Below are 18,491 nucleotides of genomic sequence, written 5' to 3'. Positions count from 1 at the left end.
CGCGCCGGTCTTGTGGTTGCGGGCCCGGCTCAAAGTGATGTGACGGCCTCAGGCGACGGGATGACCACCCTGCTCCTCTATTTGGGTTGGGTTCACCGCTGCCGGATCAGTTTCTCCGCCACCCACTCCGCCACGCCCTCGGGATACGGATTTGCCAGCCCCAGAACGAAATGGCCGAATCCCGCCTCCGCTGCCTCGGCGATCTTCGCCCGCGTCGCCTCCGGTCGCTCGTAGTCGACCGGGAGGAAGATCGATCGGGTGATCTCCGCCGGGTCGCGGCCGATTTCCTTGCAGAAGGTGTCCAGCAGGCGGCTGCGGCTCGCCAGGTCCTCGATGTCGCCGCCGCCCGGGATGTTCCACACGTTCGCGTGCTCGGCCGCCACGCGCAGGGTTGCGCTTGCCCGGCCGCCGATCACGATCGGGGGGTGGGGGCGCTGCACCGGTCGGGGGTTCCCGAACGCTCCGGTCAAGGAAACGTGCGCGCCCGTGAAGTCGAACGGTTCCGCGGATGTCCACAAGCGACGGATCACCGTGCACGCCTCGGCCAGCGCCGCGACCGCGTCGTCCTGGGTGTGGTAGGGCAGGCCGTGCGCGTCGTACTCGCGCCGCGCGAGGGGGTGGCTCGGGCGGGAACCCGCGCCGATGCCGAAGTCGAGGCGTCCGCCCGAGACGACGTCGACCGTCGTGGCGATCTTCGCCAGCATCGCGGGCGGCCGGAAGCGGTTGCTGGTGACCAGGAGCCCGATGCGCAGCCGCGCTGTCGAAGCCGCCAGCGCCGAAAGCAGCGTCCAGCCCTCGAAGATCGGGCCGGCGGGGTCCCCGGCGATCGGCATCAGGTGGTCGAACAGCCACGCGTGTTGGATCTCCGGCACCGTGTCCGCTTCCCGCCACACGCGCAGGATCTCGTCGTAACCGACCTGCTGAGGTGCGGTCATGATGCCGAAGCTCATCGGCGCCGCCGCAGCGACGGGTCGAGCAGCGACGGCGGGGTGTCGAACTTCTCGCCGGGGGCCAGGTCGACGCCGGGGGCGACGACGGCGTCGATCTCGTCGAGCACGTCGGCGGGCAGCACGGTGTCGGCCGCTTCGAGCTGTGAACGCAGGTGATCGACGGTTCGCGGGCCGATGAGCGCGCTCGTCACGCCGGGGTGCGCGGTGACGAAGCCGAGCGCGAGCTGGATCAAGGTGAGGCCGGCCGCGTCGGCGAGTTTGGCCAGCTTCTCGACCGCGTCGAGCCGGGCCCGGTTGGCGGGGACGTCGAGGTCGAAGCGCTCCGGCACGACCTTCGCGCGGCTGGTGCTGATCTCCTGGCCCGCGCGGACCGCGCCCGACAGCCAGCCCGAGGCCAGCGGGCTCCAGGCCAGGACGCCCATCCCGTACTCCTCGGTCACCGGCAGCACGTGGGCTTCGATGCCGCGCTGCAGGATGGAATAACTGGGCTGCTCGGTGACGTACCGGCCGAGGTGGTGCTCGCGGGCGGCCCACTGCGCCTGGACGATGCGGTACGCGGGGAACGTGGACGACCCGAAGTAGCGGATCTTGCCCGCCCGCTGCAGGTCGGTCAGCGCGGAAAGCGCTTCCTCGTCGCTCGTCGCGGGGTCCCAGCGGTGGATCTGGTAGAGGTCGACGTGGTCGACGCCGAGGCGGCGCAGGCTGTCCTCGAGCGCGCGGACCAGCCAGCGGCGCGAGTTGCCGCGGTGGTTGCGCTCGTCGCCCATCGGCATGGTCGCCTTCGTGGCCAGCACGAGGTCGTCGCGGCGGCCGGCGATCGCCTTGCCGACCATCACCTCCGACTCGCCCTGTCCGTACATGTCGGCGGTGTCGACCAGGTTGATGCCCGCTTCGAGCGCGGCGTCGACGATGGCGGTGGCCTCGTCCTGGGTGGTGCGGCCGATGGCGCCGAAGTTCATCGCGCCGAGCGCGAGGGTGCTGACCTGGACGCCGGTGCGGCCCAGGGTGCGGTACTGCATGGGGTGCCTCCGTGGCATGATGGGCAAACGGAACGTTGCTCCGCTAACGATACGGAACATTGCTCCGCTTAGCAAGGAGGACCGGTGGACAAGCCCAAGCGCGCGGATGCCCGGCGCAACGAAAAGGCGCTGCTCGACGCGGCGGCGGCCGTCTTCGTCGCCTCGGGCGTGGACGCGCCGGTGCGGGACATCGCGGCCAAGGCCGGCGTCGGGATGGGCACCATCTACCGGCACTTCCCGACCCGGGCGGACCTGATCATCGCCGTCTTCCGGCACCAGGTGGACGCCTGCGCCGAAGCCGGGCCGGCGCTGCTGGCCTCGAGCGAATCGCCGTACGCCGCGCTGGCGCGGTGGATCGATCTGTTCGTCGACTTCCTGGTGACCAAGCACGGGCTCGCCGGTGTCCTCCAGTCGGACAACGCCGGCTTCGAGGCCCTGCACGCGTACTTCCTGGACCACCTGGTGCCGGCGTGCGGCGAGCTGCTCACGGCGGCGATCGCCGCCGGCGAGGTCCGGGCCGAGGTGGCGCCCCTGGACCTCATGCGCGGGGTCGGCAACCTCTGCATCGGCGCCGACGACCCCCGCTACGACGCGCGGGGGATGGTGAAGCTCCTCGTCGCCGGGCTGCGGTGCGAGACCATGGGGACATGACGGCGTGGCGGGAGTTCGAAGCGGCGGAACCGGAGTTCGCGCGACGGGTGCGGGCGTTGTTCGACGCGCACAAGCACAAGACGATCGCGACCCTGCGGGCGGACGGCTCGCCGCGGATCTCGGGGATCGAGACGGTCTTCGAGGACGGTGAGCTGGTCTTCGGGTCGATGCCGAACGCGCGCAAGGGCGCGGACCTGCGGCGGGACCCGCGGTTCGCGCTGCACAGCGCGACGGTCGACCCGGTGGAGGGCGCCGAGGCGCAGTGGCCGGGCGAGGCGAAGATCGCCGGTCGGGTGCGCACCGCGGACGGCGGGCGGTTCGAGGCCGACGTCGCCGAGGTCGTGCACACCCACCTGAACGAGGCGGCGACGCTGCTGGTCGTCGAGTGGTGGACGCCCGAAGGTGGATTGCGCAAGGTCGAGCGCGAGTAAGCCCTACTCGACCGTGACGGATTTCGCCAGGTTGCGCGGCTTGTCGATGTCGTAGCCCAGGGTCAGCGCCGCGTGGTAGGCGAGCAGCTGCAGCGGGATGGTCAGCAGGATCGGGTCGAGCTCCGGCTCGGTCTTGGGCACGATGATCCGCGGGACTTCGAGTTCGCCGAAGTCGACGTCCGCGTGGGTCACCGCCAGCACCGCGCCGCCGCGGGCCTTGATCTGCTGCACCGCGGCCAGGTTGCGCTCGGTCAGCTCGTCCGACGGTACGACGGCGACCGTCGGCAGCGACTCGTCGATCAGGGCCAGCGGACCGTGCTTGAGCTCGGAGGTCTGGTACGCCTCGGCGTGCCGGTAGGAGATCTCCTTGAACTTCTGCGCGCCTTCGCGGGCCACCGGGTAGCCGCGGACGCGGCCGACGAAGAACAGGCTCTTCGCGGCGGCGACCGTCTTCGCGTGCTCGGCGATCTCCGGCTCGAAGTCCAGGATGGCCTTGATCTGGCCCGGTAGCGCGCGGACGGCGTCGATGATCCGCTGACCGTCCGCATTGGACAGATCGCGCACCCGGCCCAGCGCCAGCGCGATCAGCGCGAACCCGACGGCCATGTTGGTCAGCGCCTTGGTCGAGGCGACCGCGATCTCCGGGCCGGCGTGCAGGTAGACGCCGCCTTCGCAGGCGCGGGCGATCGTCGAGCCGACGACGTTGACCAGTCCGACGACCCGGCCGCCCTTGCGCTTGATCTCCTCGACGGCGAAGGCGGTGTCGATCGTCTCGCCGGACTGGCTGACCGCGATGTAGAGCGTGTCGGCCTCGATGATCGGGTTGCGGTAGCGGAACTCCGACGCGGCTTCGGCGTCGGAGGGGATCCTCGCGAGCTCTTCGATCATCGTCGCGCCGATCTGGCCGACGTAGTAGGCGGAGCCGCAGCCGAGGATCTTCACGCGGGCGAACCCGCGCAGCTCCCGCGGTGTCAGGTTGAGCCCGTCCAGGCGGGCGACGCCGAACCGGTCGTCCAGCCGGCCGCGGATGATCCGCTCGACGGATTCGGGCTGTTCCTGGATCTCCTTGGCCATGTAGTGCGGGTAGCCGCCCAGGTCGAGGTCCTCGGCGTCGATGTCGATCTCGGTGGCCGGCTTGGTCGTGTCGCTCTCGTCGACGGTGAAGGTGCGGTAGCCGGTGGCGAAGACCGTCGCGAACTCGCCGTCGTCGAGGTGGGCGACCTGCGAGGTGTGCCGGACGAGCGCGGCGAGGTCGCTGGCGACGAACATCTCCCGTTCGCCCACGCCGATGATCAGCGGCGAGCCGTTGCGCGCGATGACCAGGCGGTCCGGGTGCGCGCTGTCGGTGACGGCGATCGCGTAGGTGCCGGTGACCCGGGAGACCGCCTCCACGACGGCGTCTTCGAGGGTTTCGGCGCCCGAGCGCGCGATCAGGTGGGCGAGGACCTCGGTGTCGGTCTCGGAGGCGAGGGTGACGCCGGCGTCGGCGAGCTGGGCGCGCAGCGCGTCGGCGTTGTCGATGATGCCGTTGTGGACGACGCAGATCCGGCCGTCTTCGGACGTGTGCGGGTGCGCGTTGGCCTCCGACGCGGGCCCGTGCGTGGCCCAGCGCGTGTGCCCGATGCCGGCCTTGCCGGTCAGGCGCTTGGGCAGCGCGGCGGCGAGGTTGCGGACCCGGCCGACCACGCGGTGGACCTGCGCGGCGCCCTTCGCGCCGAGGACGGCGATCCCGGCGGAGTCGTACCCGCGGTACTCGAGCCGGGTCAGGCCCTCGAGCAGGATGGGGGCGGCGTTCTGGCCGCCGATGTAGCCGACGATCCCGCACATGGGGAGACCTCTTCCTAGCCGTAGACGATGCGGCGCAGCTGCCGCTCGGAGAGGACGGGCGCGGCCACCAGCCGCCCGCGGAGCTCGGCGGCGATCAGGGGGAAGATCTCGGGGTTCTTCCGGCCCTGCGCCTGCAGCTCGGCGTGCCGCCGTCGCACGTAGTCCTCGGTGGGAGTCCGGTAGAAGGCCAGCACATCGTCGACGACGCGGGCGGCGACCCCGGGCGGCAGCCCGGTGGACGCGGCCACGCGCTCGACGATGTCGGTGTCCTCCACGCGGGCCATCATGCCCTGAGCGGCGAGTGAACCCCAAATTCTTGCCCGAAATCGGGCAGGAAGGCAGGGATTCACGACCGAGGCGTCCCTTTCGGTGTACCGGCGGCGATTGCTTCGACCAGCGGGAGCCGCACGCTCGCGTGCGGGATGATCCCCAGCTCGGCCAGCGCCGCCTTGGCGTTCGCCGCCGCGGTGCCGGAACTCATGAGGCGGCCGGTCAGCGGGCGCAGGTCGTCGTTGATCGCGCGCGCCTTGGCGAGGTCGCCGTCGCGGGTGGTGCGGATCAGGTCGGCCGTGCGGTCGGCCGCCACGTTGGCCACGACGCTGACCAGGCCCGCCGCCCCGCACGCCAGGTACGGCAGGTTGAGCTCGTCGATGCCGCAGTAGTACGCCAGTGACGTCCGGGAGAGCACCGCCATCGCCTCGGACAGGTCGCCCTTGGCGTCCTTGACCGCCCGGATCCGCGGGTGGCCGGCCAGCTCGATGAGAGTCGCGGCCGTCATCGCGACGCCGGTGCGCGCCGGGACGTCGTAGAGCATCACCGGCAGCTCGGTGGCGTCGGCCACCGCCACGCAGTGGGCGATCACGCCGGCCTGCGTCGGCCGGGAGTAGTACGGGCAGACCAGCAGCAGCGCGTCGGCGCCGGCCGCCTCGGCTTCGCGGGCGCGGCGGATGCTCGTGGCCGTGTCGTAGGTGCCGACGCCGGCGATCACCCGCGCGCGGCTTCCGGCCCGGGTCGCCACGGACCGGACCAGGCCCGCGGACTCGGCGTCGGAGAGGGTCGGGGACTCGCCGGTGGTGCCGCCGACGACCAGGCCGTCGCAGCCGGTGGCCAGCAGGTGTTCGACGAGCCGGGTGAGGCCGGGTGCGCTGAGCGTGCCGCCGGGCTCCATGGGGGTCACCATCGCGACGAGGTTGGTGCCGAATTCGGTCATGCCCCGACCGTGCCCGGCGTAACTGCTGCGGTCCAGCGATGCTTTCTTGCCGATATTGCGTAGCCTGGCTTCATGATCGAGGTGGGGGCGCTGCGGGCGTTGCGGTCGGTGGCGGCGCTCGGGACGCTGGCGCGCGCGGCCGATGAGCTGGGGTTCACCGCGTCGGCGGTGTCGCAGCAGATCAAGCGGCTGGAACGGCAGGTCGGGGTCCCGGTGCTGGCGCCGGCGGGCCGCGGGGTGGTGCTGACCCCGGCCGGGCAGGCCATCGCCGACTCGGCGCCCGAGGTGTTCCAGGCGCTGGAGCGCTGCGCCGAAGCGGCCCAGTCCGCGTCGGAGGGCGTACCCCGCGGCACGCTCCGGGTGGTGGCGTTTTCGACGGCGATCCGCGGCCTGCTCGCGCCGGTCCTGTCCCGGGCGGCGTACCCGCAGTTGCGCGTGGAAGTCACGGAGCAGGACCCCGGCGAGGCCCTGCGCAGCGTCGGCGCGGGAACGGCCGACTTCGCCCTCGTCCACGACGCCGACGGGTTGCTGCCCGCGCCGCTGCCACCGTCGCTGGCGCGGCGGTGGGTGCACACGGACGTCGGCGACGTGGTGATGAGCCGCACGCACCCGCTGGCCGGGCTCGAGGCCCCGCTGGACGAGACGGCGCTGGCGGAGCACGCGTGGGTGACGAGCCCGCCCGGAACGGTGTGCCACCAGTGGTTCCGCCGGTTGTTCGCCGACGAGCCCGACGTGCGCCATCGGGTCGACGACTTCGCGACGCAGCTGTCGCTGGTGGCCTCGGGCCAGGTCGTGGCGCTGATCCCGCGCCTGGCCCGGCCCCCGTTGGGGGAGACCCTGCTCGCGCGCCCGCTTCGGCGGCCGCCCAAGCGGGAGGTGCACGCGGTGTGGCGGCGCAGTGCCGAGGCGAGCCCGGCGATCCGCGCGCTGCTGTCCGAGCTGGAGCCGGCCGGCGCTAAGGTCGACGGGTAGCCGCTTCCCGAGGAGACACCGTGCCGGTCGCCGCCGCGATCACCTTCACCTGGCTGGGGATGGTGCTGGCGATCTCGTTCCTGGAGGCGCCGCTGAAGTTCCGCGTCCCCGGTGTCACGCTGCCGCTCGGGCTGGCCATCGGCCGGGTCGTGTTCGCCGCGCTCAACCGGGTGGAGGTGCTCTTCGCGCTGACGCTCGCCGGTTGCCTCGTGTTCGGGCCGCGGACCACGACGGCGGTGGTCCTCGGCGCCGCCGCGGTCGTCGTGCTGCTCGTCCAGCTGCTGGCCGTCCGCCCGGCACTGACGCGCCGCTCGGACCGCGTGCTGGCCGGGGAAACCGGGCCGCGCAGCCGCGCGCACCTCGGCTACGTCGGGCTCGAGGTGCTGAAGGTCGCCGCGCTGCTGGCCTTCGGGATCGTCAGTCTCTGAGCGCGTCTTCGGCGCTCGGGTAGATCGGGAAGAAGTCCGCGAGACCGATCAGCCCGAACGTCCGGCTCAACCGGGCGGGGACGGCCGCCAGCGCGATGTCCGCCCCGGCCGCTTCGGCGACGTTGCGGGCCGCGATCAGCGCGGAAATCCCGCTCGAGTCGCAGAACGTCACCCCGCCGAGGTCCACCACCAGCACCTGCCCCCGCGCCAGGGCGAGCGCGGCCACCCCGGCGCGGAACCGGGGTGCGGTGGCCACGTCGAGTTCGCCTGCGACGGTCACCACCGCGCCGGTCCCCGTGGTGACCGTCGTGACGGAGAACGGGGTGCCGGTCACGGTCGTTCGCCTCCAGGACGGGGAATGCTCAACGCCAGCAGGGCCGTGTCGTCCTCGACGCCGTCGCCGAAGCTCGCCAGCAGGCCGGTCACCGCCGTGATCACCGCCGGGGCCGTCGTCGGCGCGAGGCCGGTCAGGTGCTCCCGGAGCTGCTCTTCGCTGTAGCGGACGCGGCCCTGCGTGCGGGCTTCGGTCAGCCCGTCGGTGTACAGCAGCAGCGTGTCGCCCGGCTCCAGCACGACGTCCACGGCCGCGAAGCGCGCGCGGGGCAGCGCACCCACCAGCTGACCACCCGGGCCGGGCAGGAACGCGGACGTGCCGTCGGCCCGGATCAGCAGCGCCGGTGGGTGCCCGCCGGTGGCGAGGGTGACCTCCGCGCCGCCGTCCCCGGGCCGGAGGCAGCCATGGATAACGGTGCAGTAGCGCGGATCCGCGCCCCGGTACTCGTGGTGCAGCACCGTGTTGAGGCGGTCCAGCACGGTGGCCGGGTCGGGGTCGATCACCGCGGCGGCGCGCAGCGTGTAGCGCGCGAGCGACGTCACCACGGCCGCGGCGGCGCCCTTGCCGGAGACGTCGCCGAGGAAGAACCCCCACGTTTCGCCGGTCAGCGGGAACAGGTCGTAGAAGTCGCCGCCGACCTCGTCGGCCGACGCGGGGTGGTAGTAGGCCGCGACCTCCACGCCGGGCACCTCGGCCAGTGCGGGCGGCAGCAGGGTCTGCTGCAGCGTCCGCGCGAGCCGCTGCACCCGGTCGCGTTCGCGCTCGGCTTCTTCGCGCGCCCGCAGCAGTTCCTTCTCGTAGGCTCGCCGGTCGCGCGCGTCGAAGATCGTGGTGCGGATCAGCTGCGGCTGCCCGTCGGAGCCGGTCTTGACCGTCGAGGTCACCAGCACCGGCAACCGGGTGCCGTCGGCGGTCTTCAGCTCGAAGGCCACGCCGCCGAGCTCGCCCTGCATGCGCAGCAGCGGCGCGAAGTGCGTCTCGTGGTAGATCCGGCCGCCGACGGTGAGCAGCTCGGCGAACCGGCGCCGTCCGACGACGTCGTCGCGCTCGTAGCCGAGCCAGCGGAGCAGCGTCGTGTTGATCTTCGCGATCGTGCCGTCCAGCAGGGTCGAGAGGTACCCGCAGGGGGCGTGCTCGTAGAGGTCTTCCGCGCTGTCCTCCAAAAGGGCCGAGAATTCCGGGGCGGCACGCTCCTGACCACCCGGGCCAGGGTGGTCCTCGCACATCACGGTCCGCTCACGAACGCCGTGATCGCCGCGGCCGTCGCCTCCGGGGCGCTGAGCTGCGGGCAGTGCCCGGTGGCGGCCAGCGTCACCAGGGTGCTGCCGTCGATCTGCTCGTGGGTGAACCGCCCGACCTCGGGCGGCGCGATGGCGTCGTTCGCGCACTCGAGCACCAGCGTCGGCACGGAGACCTTCGCCAGGTCGGCCCGGTTGTCGGAGAGGAACGTCACCCGGGCCCAGACGCGCGCGATCGCGGGATCGGTTTGGCAGAAGCTGTTCGTCAGCTCCTCGCCCAGCTCCGGGCGGTCCGGGTTGCCCATGATCACCGGCGCCATCGTCGCCGACCAGCCCAGGTAGTTCGACTCGAGGGAGTCGAGCAGCTCGTCGATGTCGGCCCGGCTGAACCCGCCGCGGTAGCCGTCGTCGTCGAGGTAGCAGGGGGACGGCGTGAGCAGCACCAGCTTCGCGAACCGGTCCGGTTCCCGGTTGGCGGCCAGCACCGCGATCATCGCGCTGACCGAGTGGCCCACCAGCACGACGTCCCGCAGGTCCAGCTCGCGGCAGAGGGCCAGCACGTCGTCGGCGTAACCGTCGAGGCTGCCGTAGCGCTCGGGGGTCCAGGCGGACAGGTCCGAGCGCCCGGCGCCGGTGTGGTCGAACAGCACCACCCGGTACCGCCGCGCGAGTTCCGGGACGACGAGACGCCACAGGTTCTGGTCACAGCCGAAACCGTGGGCGAGCAGGAGGGTCGGCCCGTCTTCCCGGCCGGTGACGGTCACGTTGTTCCTGGCGCGCATGCTCACGGCGCACATCCTGCCATCGACCCGGGCCGGACGTGGGCTGGGCGGCGATTTCACCGCCGCCGCTGCGCGAAGCCGTCCAGCAGGCAGTCCAGGCCGAGTTCGAACCGGGAGTCCGCGGTCAGGTCCGGCATGTCCGTGATCCAGGCGGAGAGCGAGTCGTCGGCCATTTCGGCCGCGTACGCCTGCAGGTCCTCGGTCGAGCCGATGCCGAACCGCTCGAGCATCACGAGTTCCCGGCTGACGCTCATCGCGGTACCGGTGACGTAGTTGTCCAGCAGCGAGGCGTACGCGACGGCCGGCGTGAGGCCGGCGCCGTCCAGGACCGTCAGCTGGAAGGCGGCCCGCCGGAGGGTGCGGGGGCCGAACGGTGGCCTGCCGTCGACGAGCTCGGCGTACCAGCGGTGCCTGCCGATCATCGCCCACAGGCTGAGCGCGAGCCCGCGCAGGTCGGCGCGCCAGTCGCCGCTCGGCGCGGCCGGCACCGCGACCTCGGCCGACACCTCGTCGAGCATCAGGTCGACCAGGCCGTCCTTGTTGAGGACGTACCGGTACAGCGACATCGGCGTCGACACGCCGAGCGCGTCGGCCACCGCGCGCATGGTCAGCGCGGCGACGCCGCCGGTGTCGGCGACCTCGATGGCCGCGCGCACGACCGAGGCGCGGGTGAGCGCGTTCTTTCGGCCCGGGGGTTCCGGGTGGTGCCAGATCAGCTGTGGCATGCGCGGAGTGTACGACGTACAGTTAAGTGTACGACGTACATTCCAGGAGGGGTCGGATGCAGCTCAGGGGGATCAACTACGACACCGGCTTCGGAGGCGCGGTGGGGGATCGGTCACGCCGTGAGTTCGAGCCCGCGGTCGTGCGGCGGGAACTGGAGATCATCGCGGCGGACCTGCACTGCACCGCGGTGCGGATCAGCGGCGACGACCCGGACCGCCTCGCCGTGGCCGCGCACGCCGCGATCGACGCCGGGCTGCGCGTGTGGTTTTCGCCGTTCCCGATGGACCTCACGCCACCGCAGCTGACGCCCTACTTCGCGGACTGCGCCCGCCGGGCCGAGGAAATCCGGGCGCGGGACCCGGAAACCGTGCTGGTGCTCGGCTGCGAGATGTCCCTGTTCTGCGCCGGGTTCGTGCCGGGCGCCTTCCTGTTGGAACGGCTGCGCAACGCGATGGACCCCGCCGCGTGGGCCGGGTTCACCCGCGAATGGGACTTCGGCACGGTGCTGCGGGAGCTCACCGAAGCCGCGCGGCGGCACTTCGGGGGCAAGGTCACCTACGCCGCCGGGGACTGGGAGGAGATCGACTGGGCGGACTTCGACTTCACCGCCGTCAACCTGTACCGCTCGGCCGCCAACGCCGACGACTTCAGCCGGCACGTGCGGAAGCACCGAAGTCACGGGAAGCCGCTGGTCATCACGGAATTCGGCTGCTGCACGCACCGGGGCGCGGCCGACGCGGGCGGGACCGGGTGGACGATCGTCGACTTCGAGTCCGACCCGCGGGTGCTGAACGGCGACTACGTCCGCGACGAGGCCGGCCAGGCCGCGTACTTCACCGAGCTGATGGACGTCTTCGAGGCCGAGGGCGTGCACGGCGCCTTCTGGTTCACCTTCGCCGGCTACGAATACCCGTCCGATCCGCAGCCGCGGCGCGACCTGGACCTGGCGAGCTACGGCGTGGTGAAGGTCCTCACGGGACAACGCGCGTACGCCGGGCTGGCGTGGGAGCCGAAGGAGGTTTTCCACGCCCTCGCGGCCCGGTTCAGCCGGTGAGCGCTTCGTCCCGGGTGGACGCGACGGCCAGCGTCTCGTGCAGGCCGGTCAGCTGGAGGGTGCGGTTGACGACGCCGGTTTCGGGCGCGACGACCCGGACCCGGGTGCCGGTGCCGGCCTCGCGGCGCGCCTCGAGCAGGACCGTGATGCCGATGGACGCGAGGAAGGACACTTCGGACAGATCGATCACCAGCAGTTCCGGCCCGTCGGCGAGGGCGGCGGTGACGCCTTCGCTCAGGACGGGGGAGCTGAGCAGGTCGACCTCGCCCGCCACCGCCAGCACGACCGCACCGCCGGAGTGGTGAGCCGTCACCCGCAGGAGGTCCTGGGGCCGGACCCGGTTGCCGTCAGCGGGCACGATCACCCCTGGTTTGCATGGCGGGATCCCTTCTCGTCGAGCGGCCGGTCCGCTCCGGGTCGGTGGTACCCCGCAACCGCGACGACTAAACACCGGGCAACGACCCGAACGGTGTCACCCTCGTGGGTCTCCACCCAGTGCAGGTCAGAGCAGCGGCTCCGCCCGGTACCGGCCGATCCGGTCGGCCAGCCCCCGCACCGCGGCATCACCCCGGTGCTCGCGCAGCAACCGCTCCAGCGGCGCCAGCCGGTCCTTCGGCCGGACCGAGCCCAGCTGCGCGGCCAGGCCGACCGCTTCCTCGCCGATCCGGGTCGCCTCCTCGAAATCGCCCCGGAGCGCGTGGTTCTGCGCCAGCATGATCAACGTCAGCGATCGGCTCCGGGCCATGTCGGCGCCGTAGCGGTCCGCCGCTCCGGACAGCTGGACGATCGCTTCGCCGCTGTGGCGGGCCGCCACCGCGGTGGCCAGCTCCGTCAGCACCGTGCCGCGCATCGCCGCCATGTCCGTCTCGCGGAAGAACGACTCCCACGGCCGCGGCTCCGGCCACGAACCCGCCTCCGCGAACGCCGCCTCGGCCTCCCCCAGCCGGGTCAGCGCCGCCTGCTCGTCGCCGCCCATCGCGAACGCCCACGCCTCGTTCGCCGCGAGGATCGCCAGGGCCCGGCGGGAATCCGAGTGGCGCGCGGCCGCCCGGCCCCGGGCGAACTCGGCCAGCGCACCGGAGACGTCGTGGCGGTGCAGGTGCACGCGGCCGAGCCGGTAGCGGATGTTCGCCACCAGGCTTTCGTTGCCCGCCTCGCCCGCGATTTCCAGCGCGCGCCCGAACCGGCGCCGGGCCGGTTCCCCGCGTCCGATGTCGAACTCCGTCCAGCCCAGCAGGTTGTGCACGTCGGCCAGCACCGTGTACAGCCTGGCCCGCAACGGATCCGAGACGGTGCCCCAGTGCAGCAGGAGGCTCGCCGTCTTGACCACCCGGACGGCGTCCCGGCAGAACCCGCCGCCCTGCCGGTAGTCCAGGGCCCGCAGGACTCCGACGGCCGCTTCGAGCTCGGCGACGTCGGTGCTTTCGATGCTGATCGGAAGGGGCTCGCCATCGCCTGTCGTCGTCACCATGACCTCACCTCGCGCAGTGCGCACGCATGGTCGGGGTTACCGGCGCCGGGGAAATACCCACGACGGGCCCGGCGGAAACGGCGGTCACCCGTCAGGGGCGCAGGAACCGCGCGACCGGCAACCGGGCCTGGCGCATCGCCCGGGCCACGAGCGCGGCGAACTGTTCGGCGCCGTACCGGCTGAGGTGGGTGGCGTCGTCGACGCCGTCGTGCGCGAGGGTCAGGTACAGCGGCCAGGACGCGGCCTCGCCCAGGCCTTCGAGCAGCGCCTGGCTGCGGGCGGTCAGGTCGAGCAGCGGGAGCTTCCGCTGCCGGGCGACGTCGCGCATCACCGCGGGCAGGTCGACGCCGAGGTTGTTGACGACCAGGCCGAGCGGGGTGAGCTTGCCGTCCGCGCCGAACCGGTGCCGCACCGGCGGGGTGACCATGACCGGCGCCCCGCCCTGCGCGCGGACCCCGTCGACGAGGGTGGCGAGATTGGCCCGGTAGGCGTCTTCGGTGGTCTGCTTGTCGTTGTGCGCCAGCTGGATCAGCACCGTGTCGCCGGGCCGGACCATCGGCCGCACGCGGGCGAAGTAGCGGGGGTCGGCGAGGTAGCTGACCGTGCTCGCGCCGGATTGGGCGTAGTTCCGCACGCTCGGCCCGGCGCGGAAGAACTCCGGCAGGGCCTGGGCCCAGCCGTTCTTCGGCGGGAACGTCCAGTCGGACGCGGTGGAGTCGCTGATCACGAAAACCCGGGGCGCCTTCGGTTTCGGCGTCACGGCGATCCGGGCCGGCCGCGGGGCCGGCCCGGTGAGCCGCACCTGCAGGCCGGGCGTGCCCGGCCCGTCCTCCCCGCTCGGCATGCCCTCCGGCGTGCGCACCTCGACCGTCACCGACCGGTGGACGTACCGGCCCGGCCGGGTGTCGACCGGGGCGAGCGCGATGCGGCGGGCTTCCACGTCGAGGCCGGTCTGCCCGGTCAGGAGCGCCTCGATCTCGTAATCGCCCGCGGGCACGGCGAACGAGCACGTGCCGGTGCACACCGTCCACCGTGGAGCCGCGTCCGCCGGAGCGGCCCCGAGCGTGAGCGCGGCGGCCAGGGCGAGTCCGAGGACCTTCACGGCGCTTCCTCCGGGGCGATGGCGAGCAGGGCGATCGTGGCCAGGTTCCGCTGGGCGAAGTCGTTGGTGGCGAAGGTGGCGAAGTCGCCCGCGGGGTTCGTCGTGGTGCGCGTGGGAATCTCGGTCACCGGACTGGCCACGGCGGACCCGGCGACGCGTTCGGCCGGCGGCCACGGCTTGCCCGCGGGGTCGCTGGTGAACTGCTCCCAGCCGCGCTTGCGCAGGTCCGCGTCGCCGAGCTGCTCGCCCGCCCAAGCCGTGACGCGGGAGTAGATGGTCTTGAACAGCCCGGGGTTGAAGTCGCGGCCGTAGCGGGCGATCTTCTCGGCCGACGGCGCCTGCGCGTACCGGGCGAAGTCCAGGTAGGTCCGGCGGAACTCCGGGACGTCGACCAGGTCGAGCGTCTCCCAGAGGATCTGCTCGCCGAGGAAGGCCATCGAAAGGTTGTAGCCGCCCTCGAAGTCGCCCTTCTCGAGGTTCACCAGATGCCCGGTTGCCGGGTCGAAGCCGACCGCGCCGCCGGCCTCGCCGGTGAACAGCCCGGCGGGGAAGGTGGCGATGTCCTTCATCCCGGTGACGATCCGGTCGCGCCAGCGGACGTCGCCGGTGCGTTCCCACTCCGTGAGCCAGTTGCTGACCAGGGCGTACCAGTCCGGTCCGATCCGGACGCGGGCGGGCGCCTTGGTCTGCGGCGGCAGGACTTCGCGCAACGGGTCCACCGTGCGCAGTGTCTCGTCGGCCTGCAGTGACGACCGGATCAGGTCGCCCAGCAGCTCGTCGGCGGTGAGGTAGTAGGAGAACCGCTTGGTGAACGACTCGCCGACCCGTGCCTCCTTGGCGCCGTCACCCCAGTGCACGACGGCGTGCCGTGACCCGAGCCCGGCGAACCGGCCGCTGTGGTGGGTGTCCACTTCGGACACGTGCTGGGTCATGGCGTGCGCCAGCCGGAACGTCCGGGGCTCTCCCGAGCGCAGGAAGGCGTACCAGAGCAGGGCGTCCGTGCCGAGTTCGGCGTTGTCCCAGGCGTACCCGCCGACGTCGTAACGCCATTCGTGGCGGTCGGCGTCGTAGGTGTGCATGACGTCGCCGTAGTGCCAGAACCCGTACCACTCGCGCTCGTCGACCTGGTCGGCGTAGAACCCGATCTCGCGCGCGATCCCGTCTTCGAGGGCCGCGCGGGCGGGCGTGCTGCGGTCGGGCAGGCTCCAGCGGCCGAACACCCCGGCCGCGTGGTAGGTGGCCGGATCGGTGACGAGCTGTGGCGGGGTGGTCAGCGTGGCCGAGAGCGCGGCGATCGTGTCGCGCGGCGGGGTGGCGGCCGGCGCCCACAGCCGCAGTTCCGTCGAGCGCACCATGCCCTGCGGTGTCGCGAAGCCTTCTTGGACGTCTTCGTAGGACAGATCGAGTCCGTGGGCGACCGTGTCGTAGGTGCGCAGGTCCATCGCCGGGGCCAGCGGCGAGTAGGACCACAGTGTCACCGACGCGGTGTCCGTGGCCGCGCCGCGGATGTCCAGCGAGCGCGGGGCGCGCTGCCAGAAGTCGCGCAGCCCGAAGCCCAGCCCGCCGGCGGGACCGCCGACGTAGCCGAAGCCGGACGCGCGGTCGCCGTGACCGGCGTGCTTCAGCCAGCTGCCCGCGGCACTCGTGCGCTTCCACACGGCGAAGTGCCGGGCGGACTCCTGGAACAGCGTGAAGTCGTTCCACAGCGCCAGGTTCTGGTAGCCGTCGCGCACCTGCTGGCCCCACTGCGCGACCGGCGGGGTGGCGGTGCCGTCGGTCTGGGCCTTCCGGACCGCCGTGCCGGGATCGCGGCGCAGGCCGGTGAGCACCCGGACGGATTCGCCCCAGACGCCGCCCGCGGCGGTGCCGAAGCGGACGTGCCGGTTGTGCGGCTCGTCGGTCAGCGGAACCGAGAACCGCAGGCCGAGCCCGCGGACGAAGTCGTGGTTTTCGTCGGCGTCCCACCGGAAACTGTGCACCACGCGCAGGGAGTCGTCGCCCGCGCCGAGGTACACCCGCATGGTCCAGGGCAGGATCGCCCGGGTCCCGCGGCCGCGGTCGCGCCGGTACCGGCCGGTCAGCTTGACCACCGCGCGCACCGGGCCCGGTTGCTCGACCTCGGCGCGTTCGACGATGCCCGTCCAGTCCTCCCGGCGGGGTGCCCGGGTGTCGTCGGCGTCGTCCGGCTGGTCCTGCAGCCGCAGCACGAGCTCGCCGTCGCGGGCGACGACCCGCCCGGCGCGGGAGAGCGACGGCACGGCGACGGCCCCGGTCGTGGCGAGCTTCAGCTCGACCGTTCCGTTGGCCATCACGATTTCGCGGGGCGACCGGCGCACGGTGACCGGAACCGGTGGCGGGGCGGGTGTCCCCGGGGCCAGCGCGAAGGCGTCCGCGGTGGCGGACGACGTCACGGCGTGCCCGGTCCACTTGACCGAGCCGTCCGGCCAGTACGCGAGCGGCCACGACTGCACCGGGACCGGTGTGCCGTCGCCGGCGTGCAGGGCCAGCGGGACGTTCCGGGCCAGCGTTCCGCGCGGCCACGGGACGCCGAAGGCGCAGCCCACCGGGGCGGCGGGACGGCCGTCCAGCCAGTGCAAGGGCACTTCGCCGCCGCCGGGTGCCGCGGTGGGGGCGGCCGCCGCGGCGGCCACCGGTGGGGTGACGGCGGTGGCGGCCAAGGCCGACACGCCGCCGAGGAAGACCCTGCGGGAAAGGGGGAACTGCGGGGACATCGTCGGCCTCCGGATCAGCTCGATGAACCGATTCAAGCCAGAGCGTTCCGGCCTTGTCAACCCGGCCGACCCGAACAGTCCAGTCCCGCAGTAAGCGCTTTCTCGATGTTCGGAGGAACGCTTGCGTCCGTTCGACCGATTCGAAAGTATCGACGCTTTCGTTGGGATCATTGCTGGTTGACGCGGCCCGCGCGCGGACTTACCGTGCTTGAACCGATTCAAGACCGAATTCCGGTGAGCTCGCCCGGTGGTGGTCTCCAGAAGGGAATTTCGATGAACGGACGGTTCGGGGTGCGCGCCGGCCTGGTGGCGGTCGTGGCGGTCACGCTGGCGGGGCTGGTCACGGGGTGCGGTGGCGGCGGCGAGGCTTCGGGGCCCACGACGATCCGCTTCGTCTGGTGGGGCAACGAAGACCGCGCCAAGGCCACGAAGTCGGCGGTCGAAGCGTTCATGAAGGACAATCCGGGCATCACGGTCCAGACCGAGTACGCCGCCTACGACGCCTACTTCCAGAAGCTCTCCACCCAGGTCGCCGGCGGCGCGTCGCCGGACCTGATCCAGCTGGACCGGGCGACGCTCGGCGAGTACCAGCACCGGCACGTGCTCGAGGACCTGAGCCCGTACGTGGGCAAGGCGATCGACGTCACCGGGATCGCGCCCGCGCTGCTGGCCGGCGGGAAGGTCGAGGGCAGGCAGTACGCCGTGCCCGGCGGCCAGACCACGCAGATGCTCGCCTACGACCCCGAGATCTTCGCCAAGGCGGGCGTCGAGCCGCCGTCCGGGCCCGGCAAGACGTGGACCTGGGCGCAGTTCGGCGAGAGCCTGCGCAAGGTGGCCGCGACCGGGGTGGCCGGGACGACCGACTTCGGCTGGGCGATCGACTGGTTCGAGGTCTGGCTGCACCAGCACGGCAAGCAGCTCTACGCCGACGACGGCAAGCTCGGGTTCACCGCCGCCGACCTGACGCAGTTCTGGACGCTCACCGGCGGCCTGCGCGCGGACAAGGCCGTCACCGCGCCCGAGGTGACCACCAAGATGGACGGCTCGATGCCCAACTCGGGGCTGGTCACCAAGCGCGCCGGGTCGGAGATCAACTACGACTCCAGCCTCAGCGCCTACCTGTCGAGCTACGGCCCGGGCATCAAGGCGGCGCCGCTGCCCGCCGACGGCCCGGCGTCCGGCATGGCCGCGATGCCGCCGGTCACCTTCGCCGTCGCCCAGCGCTCGGCGCACAAGGAGGCGGCCGCGAAGCTGCTGAGCTACCTGGTCAACAACCAGCAGGCGGGCAAGCTGCTGGGCGTGGCGCGCGGGCTGCCGCCGAACACCGCGATCCGCGAGCAGGTCTGCGGCGCGGCCCAGGCCGCCACGAAGGCGGTGTGCGACTACGAAAAATCCGTCGCCGACCGGATCGGCCCGGCCACCGGCCTGTGGCCCACCGGGTCCGCGGCGGTCAAGCGCGACTTCCAGCGCGTCTACGACGACGTCATCTTCGGCCGCACGAGTGTCGCCGACGGGGCCGCCCGCGTGGTGCAGACCGCGCAGCAGTCACTCGGATCCTGACGGA

Annotated in this window: 19 protein-coding genes; 6 read left to right on the top strand and 13 right to left on the bottom strand. The window is 72.3% G+C overall.

Annotation, left to right across the window (positions count from 1 at the left end; translation table 11 throughout):
- Positions 1 to 92: 92 nt before the first annotated feature.
- Positions 93 to 950 carry an LLM class flavin-dependent oxidoreductase gene (locus IE317_RS16210; RefSeq protein WP_191310830.1) on the bottom strand — a complete coding sequence of 286 codons (858 nt, stop codon included), beginning with the start codon at positions 948 to 950 and terminating at the stop codon, positions 93 to 95.
- A complete protein-coding gene (locus IE317_RS16205; RefSeq protein ID WP_191310828.1) occupies positions 947 to 1,969 on the bottom strand; it encodes an aldo/keto reductase in 1,023 nt (340 codons plus the stop codon). The genes IE317_RS16210 and IE317_RS16205 overlap by 4 nt, the downstream gene beginning before the upstream one ends.
- A gap of 84 nt (positions 1,970 to 2,053) precedes the next feature.
- On the opposite strand from IE317_RS16205, the gene IE317_RS16200 reads away from it, so the two are divergent.
- Both IE317_RS16200 and IE317_RS16195 read left to right on the top strand, forming a co-directional pair.
- The gene (locus IE317_RS16200; protein ID WP_191310826.1) at positions 2,054 to 2,620 is read left to right on the top strand and encodes a TetR/AcrR family transcriptional regulator; all 567 of its coding nucleotides are present in this window, start codon (positions 2,054 to 2,056) and stop codon (positions 2,618 to 2,620) included.
- Positions 2,617 to 3,051: a pyridoxamine 5'-phosphate oxidase family protein gene (locus IE317_RS16195; RefSeq protein ID WP_191310824.1), complete on the top strand. Its 435-nt coding sequence runs from the start codon at positions 2,617 to 2,619 to the stop codon at positions 3,049 to 3,051. Before IE317_RS16200 ends, IE317_RS16195 begins: the two co-directional genes overlap by 4 nt.
- Positions 3,052 to 3,054: 3 nt before the next feature.
- Here the strand turns inward: IE317_RS16195 and glmS are convergent, their stop codons facing one another.
- The 3 genes from glmS to dapA are packed head-to-tail and all read right to left on the bottom strand — an operon-like array spanning position 3,055 to position 6,088.
- Positions 3,055 to 4,878, bottom strand: coding sequence for a glutamine--fructose-6-phosphate transaminase (isomerizing) (glmS, locus tag IE317_RS16190; protein WP_191310822.1), 1,824 nt, complete (start codon positions 4,876 to 4,878; stop codon positions 3,055 to 3,057).
- Positions 4,879 to 4,892: 14 nt separating this feature from the next.
- Positions 4,893 to 5,165: a hypothetical protein gene (locus IE317_RS16185; protein WP_086842019.1), complete on the bottom strand. Its 273-nt coding sequence runs from the start codon at positions 5,163 to 5,165 to the stop codon at positions 4,893 to 4,895.
- A 59-nt stretch (positions 5,166 to 5,224) separates the two neighbouring features.
- Positions 5,225 to 6,088: a 4-hydroxy-tetrahydrodipicolinate synthase gene (gene dapA / locus IE317_RS16180; RefSeq protein ID WP_191310820.1), complete on the bottom strand. Its 864-nt coding sequence runs from the start codon at positions 6,086 to 6,088 to the stop codon at positions 5,225 to 5,227.
- Between the two features lie 72 nt (positions 6,089 to 6,160).
- Here dapA and IE317_RS16175 point away from each other — a divergent pair, with 72 nt between their 5' ends.
- Both IE317_RS16175 and IE317_RS16170 read left to right on the top strand, forming a co-directional pair.
- Complete coding sequence (locus IE317_RS16175) at positions 6,161 to 7,060, top strand: LysR family transcriptional regulator (RefSeq protein ID WP_191310818.1); 900 nt, start codon at positions 6,161 to 6,163, stop codon at positions 7,058 to 7,060.
- 59 nt (positions 7,061 to 7,119) lie between these two features.
- Positions 7,120 to 7,488 carry a hypothetical protein gene (locus tag IE317_RS16170; protein WP_191310850.1) on the top strand — a complete coding sequence of 123 codons (369 nt, stop codon included), beginning with the start codon at positions 7,120 to 7,122 and terminating at the stop codon, positions 7,486 to 7,488.
- Here the strand turns inward: IE317_RS16170 and IE317_RS16165 are convergent.
- From IE317_RS16165 to IE317_RS16150, 4 genes are all read right to left on the bottom strand, one after another.
- Complete coding sequence (locus tag IE317_RS16165; RefSeq protein ID WP_191310816.1) at positions 7,478 to 7,822, bottom strand: STAS domain-containing protein; 345 nt, start codon at positions 7,820 to 7,822, stop codon at positions 7,478 to 7,480. The genes IE317_RS16170 and IE317_RS16165 overlap by 11 nt on opposite strands.
- The gene (locus IE317_RS16160; RefSeq protein ID WP_229902729.1) at positions 7,819 to 8,985 is read right to left on the bottom strand and encodes a SpoIIE family protein phosphatase; all 1,167 of its coding nucleotides are present in this window, start codon (positions 8,983 to 8,985) and stop codon (positions 7,819 to 7,821) included. The genes IE317_RS16165 and IE317_RS16160 overlap by 4 nt, the downstream gene beginning before the upstream one ends.
- A 62-nt stretch (positions 8,986 to 9,047) precedes the next feature.
- Positions 9,048 to 9,848 carry an alpha/beta fold hydrolase gene (locus IE317_RS16155; RefSeq protein WP_373309053.1) on the bottom strand — a complete coding sequence of 267 codons (801 nt, stop codon included), beginning with the start codon at positions 9,846 to 9,848 and terminating at the stop codon, positions 9,048 to 9,050.
- A 50-nt stretch (positions 9,849 to 9,898) separates the two neighbouring features.
- Positions 9,899 to 10,567 carry a TetR/AcrR family transcriptional regulator gene (locus IE317_RS16150; RefSeq protein WP_191310810.1) on the bottom strand — a complete coding sequence of 223 codons (669 nt, stop codon included), beginning with the start codon at positions 10,565 to 10,567 and terminating at the stop codon, positions 9,899 to 9,901.
- Between the two features lie 56 nt (positions 10,568 to 10,623).
- Between IE317_RS16150 and IE317_RS16145 the strand changes: the two genes are divergently transcribed.
- Positions 10,624 to 11,622 carry a hypothetical protein gene (locus IE317_RS16145; protein WP_191310808.1) on the top strand — a complete coding sequence of 333 codons (999 nt, stop codon included), beginning with the start codon at positions 10,624 to 10,626 and terminating at the stop codon, positions 11,620 to 11,622.
- Here the strand turns inward: IE317_RS16145 and IE317_RS16140 are convergent.
- The 4 genes from IE317_RS16140 to IE317_RS16125 form a co-directional block, all read right to left on the bottom strand.
- Positions 11,612 to 11,986, bottom strand: a complete 375-nt coding sequence (locus tag IE317_RS16140; RefSeq protein ID WP_191310807.1) for an STAS domain-containing protein — start codon at positions 11,984 to 11,986, stop codon at positions 11,612 to 11,614. The two genes, IE317_RS16145 and IE317_RS16140, sit on opposite strands and share 11 nt — an antisense overlap.
- A 138-nt stretch (positions 11,987 to 12,124) precedes the next feature.
- On the bottom strand, positions 12,125 to 13,093 hold the full coding sequence (locus IE317_RS16135; RefSeq protein WP_191310805.1) for a hypothetical protein: 969 nt from the start codon (positions 13,091 to 13,093) through the stop codon (positions 12,125 to 12,127).
- A gap of 91 nt (positions 13,094 to 13,184) precedes the next feature.
- A complete protein-coding gene (locus IE317_RS16130) occupies positions 13,185 to 14,195 on the bottom strand; it encodes a GDSL-type esterase/lipase family protein (RefSeq protein ID WP_191310802.1) in 1,011 nt (336 codons plus the stop codon).
- Positions 14,192 to 16,927, bottom strand: a complete 2,736-nt coding sequence (locus IE317_RS16125) for an exo-rhamnogalacturonan lyase family protein (RefSeq protein ID WP_191310800.1) — start codon at positions 16,925 to 16,927, stop codon at positions 14,192 to 14,194. Before IE317_RS16125 ends, IE317_RS16130 begins: the two co-directional genes overlap by 4 nt.
- A gap of 273 nt (positions 16,928 to 17,200) precedes the next feature.
- Between IE317_RS16125 and IE317_RS16120 the strand changes: the two genes are divergently transcribed.
- The gene (locus IE317_RS16120) at positions 17,201 to 18,487 is read left to right on the top strand and encodes an ABC transporter substrate-binding protein (RefSeq protein WP_191310798.1); all 1,287 of its coding nucleotides are present in this window, start codon (positions 17,201 to 17,203) and stop codon (positions 18,485 to 18,487) included.
- The last annotated feature ends 4 nt before the right edge of the window (positions 18,488 to 18,491 follow it).

The sequence above is a fragment of the Amycolatopsis bullii genome (assembly GCF_014654205.1).
Classification (GTDB): Bacteria; Actinomycetota; Actinomycetes; order Mycobacteriales; family Pseudonocardiaceae; genus Amycolatopsis; species Amycolatopsis plumensis.
Note: the sequence above shows the minus strand (reverse complement) of the source record. Positions and strands in the feature narration are given on the sequence as shown.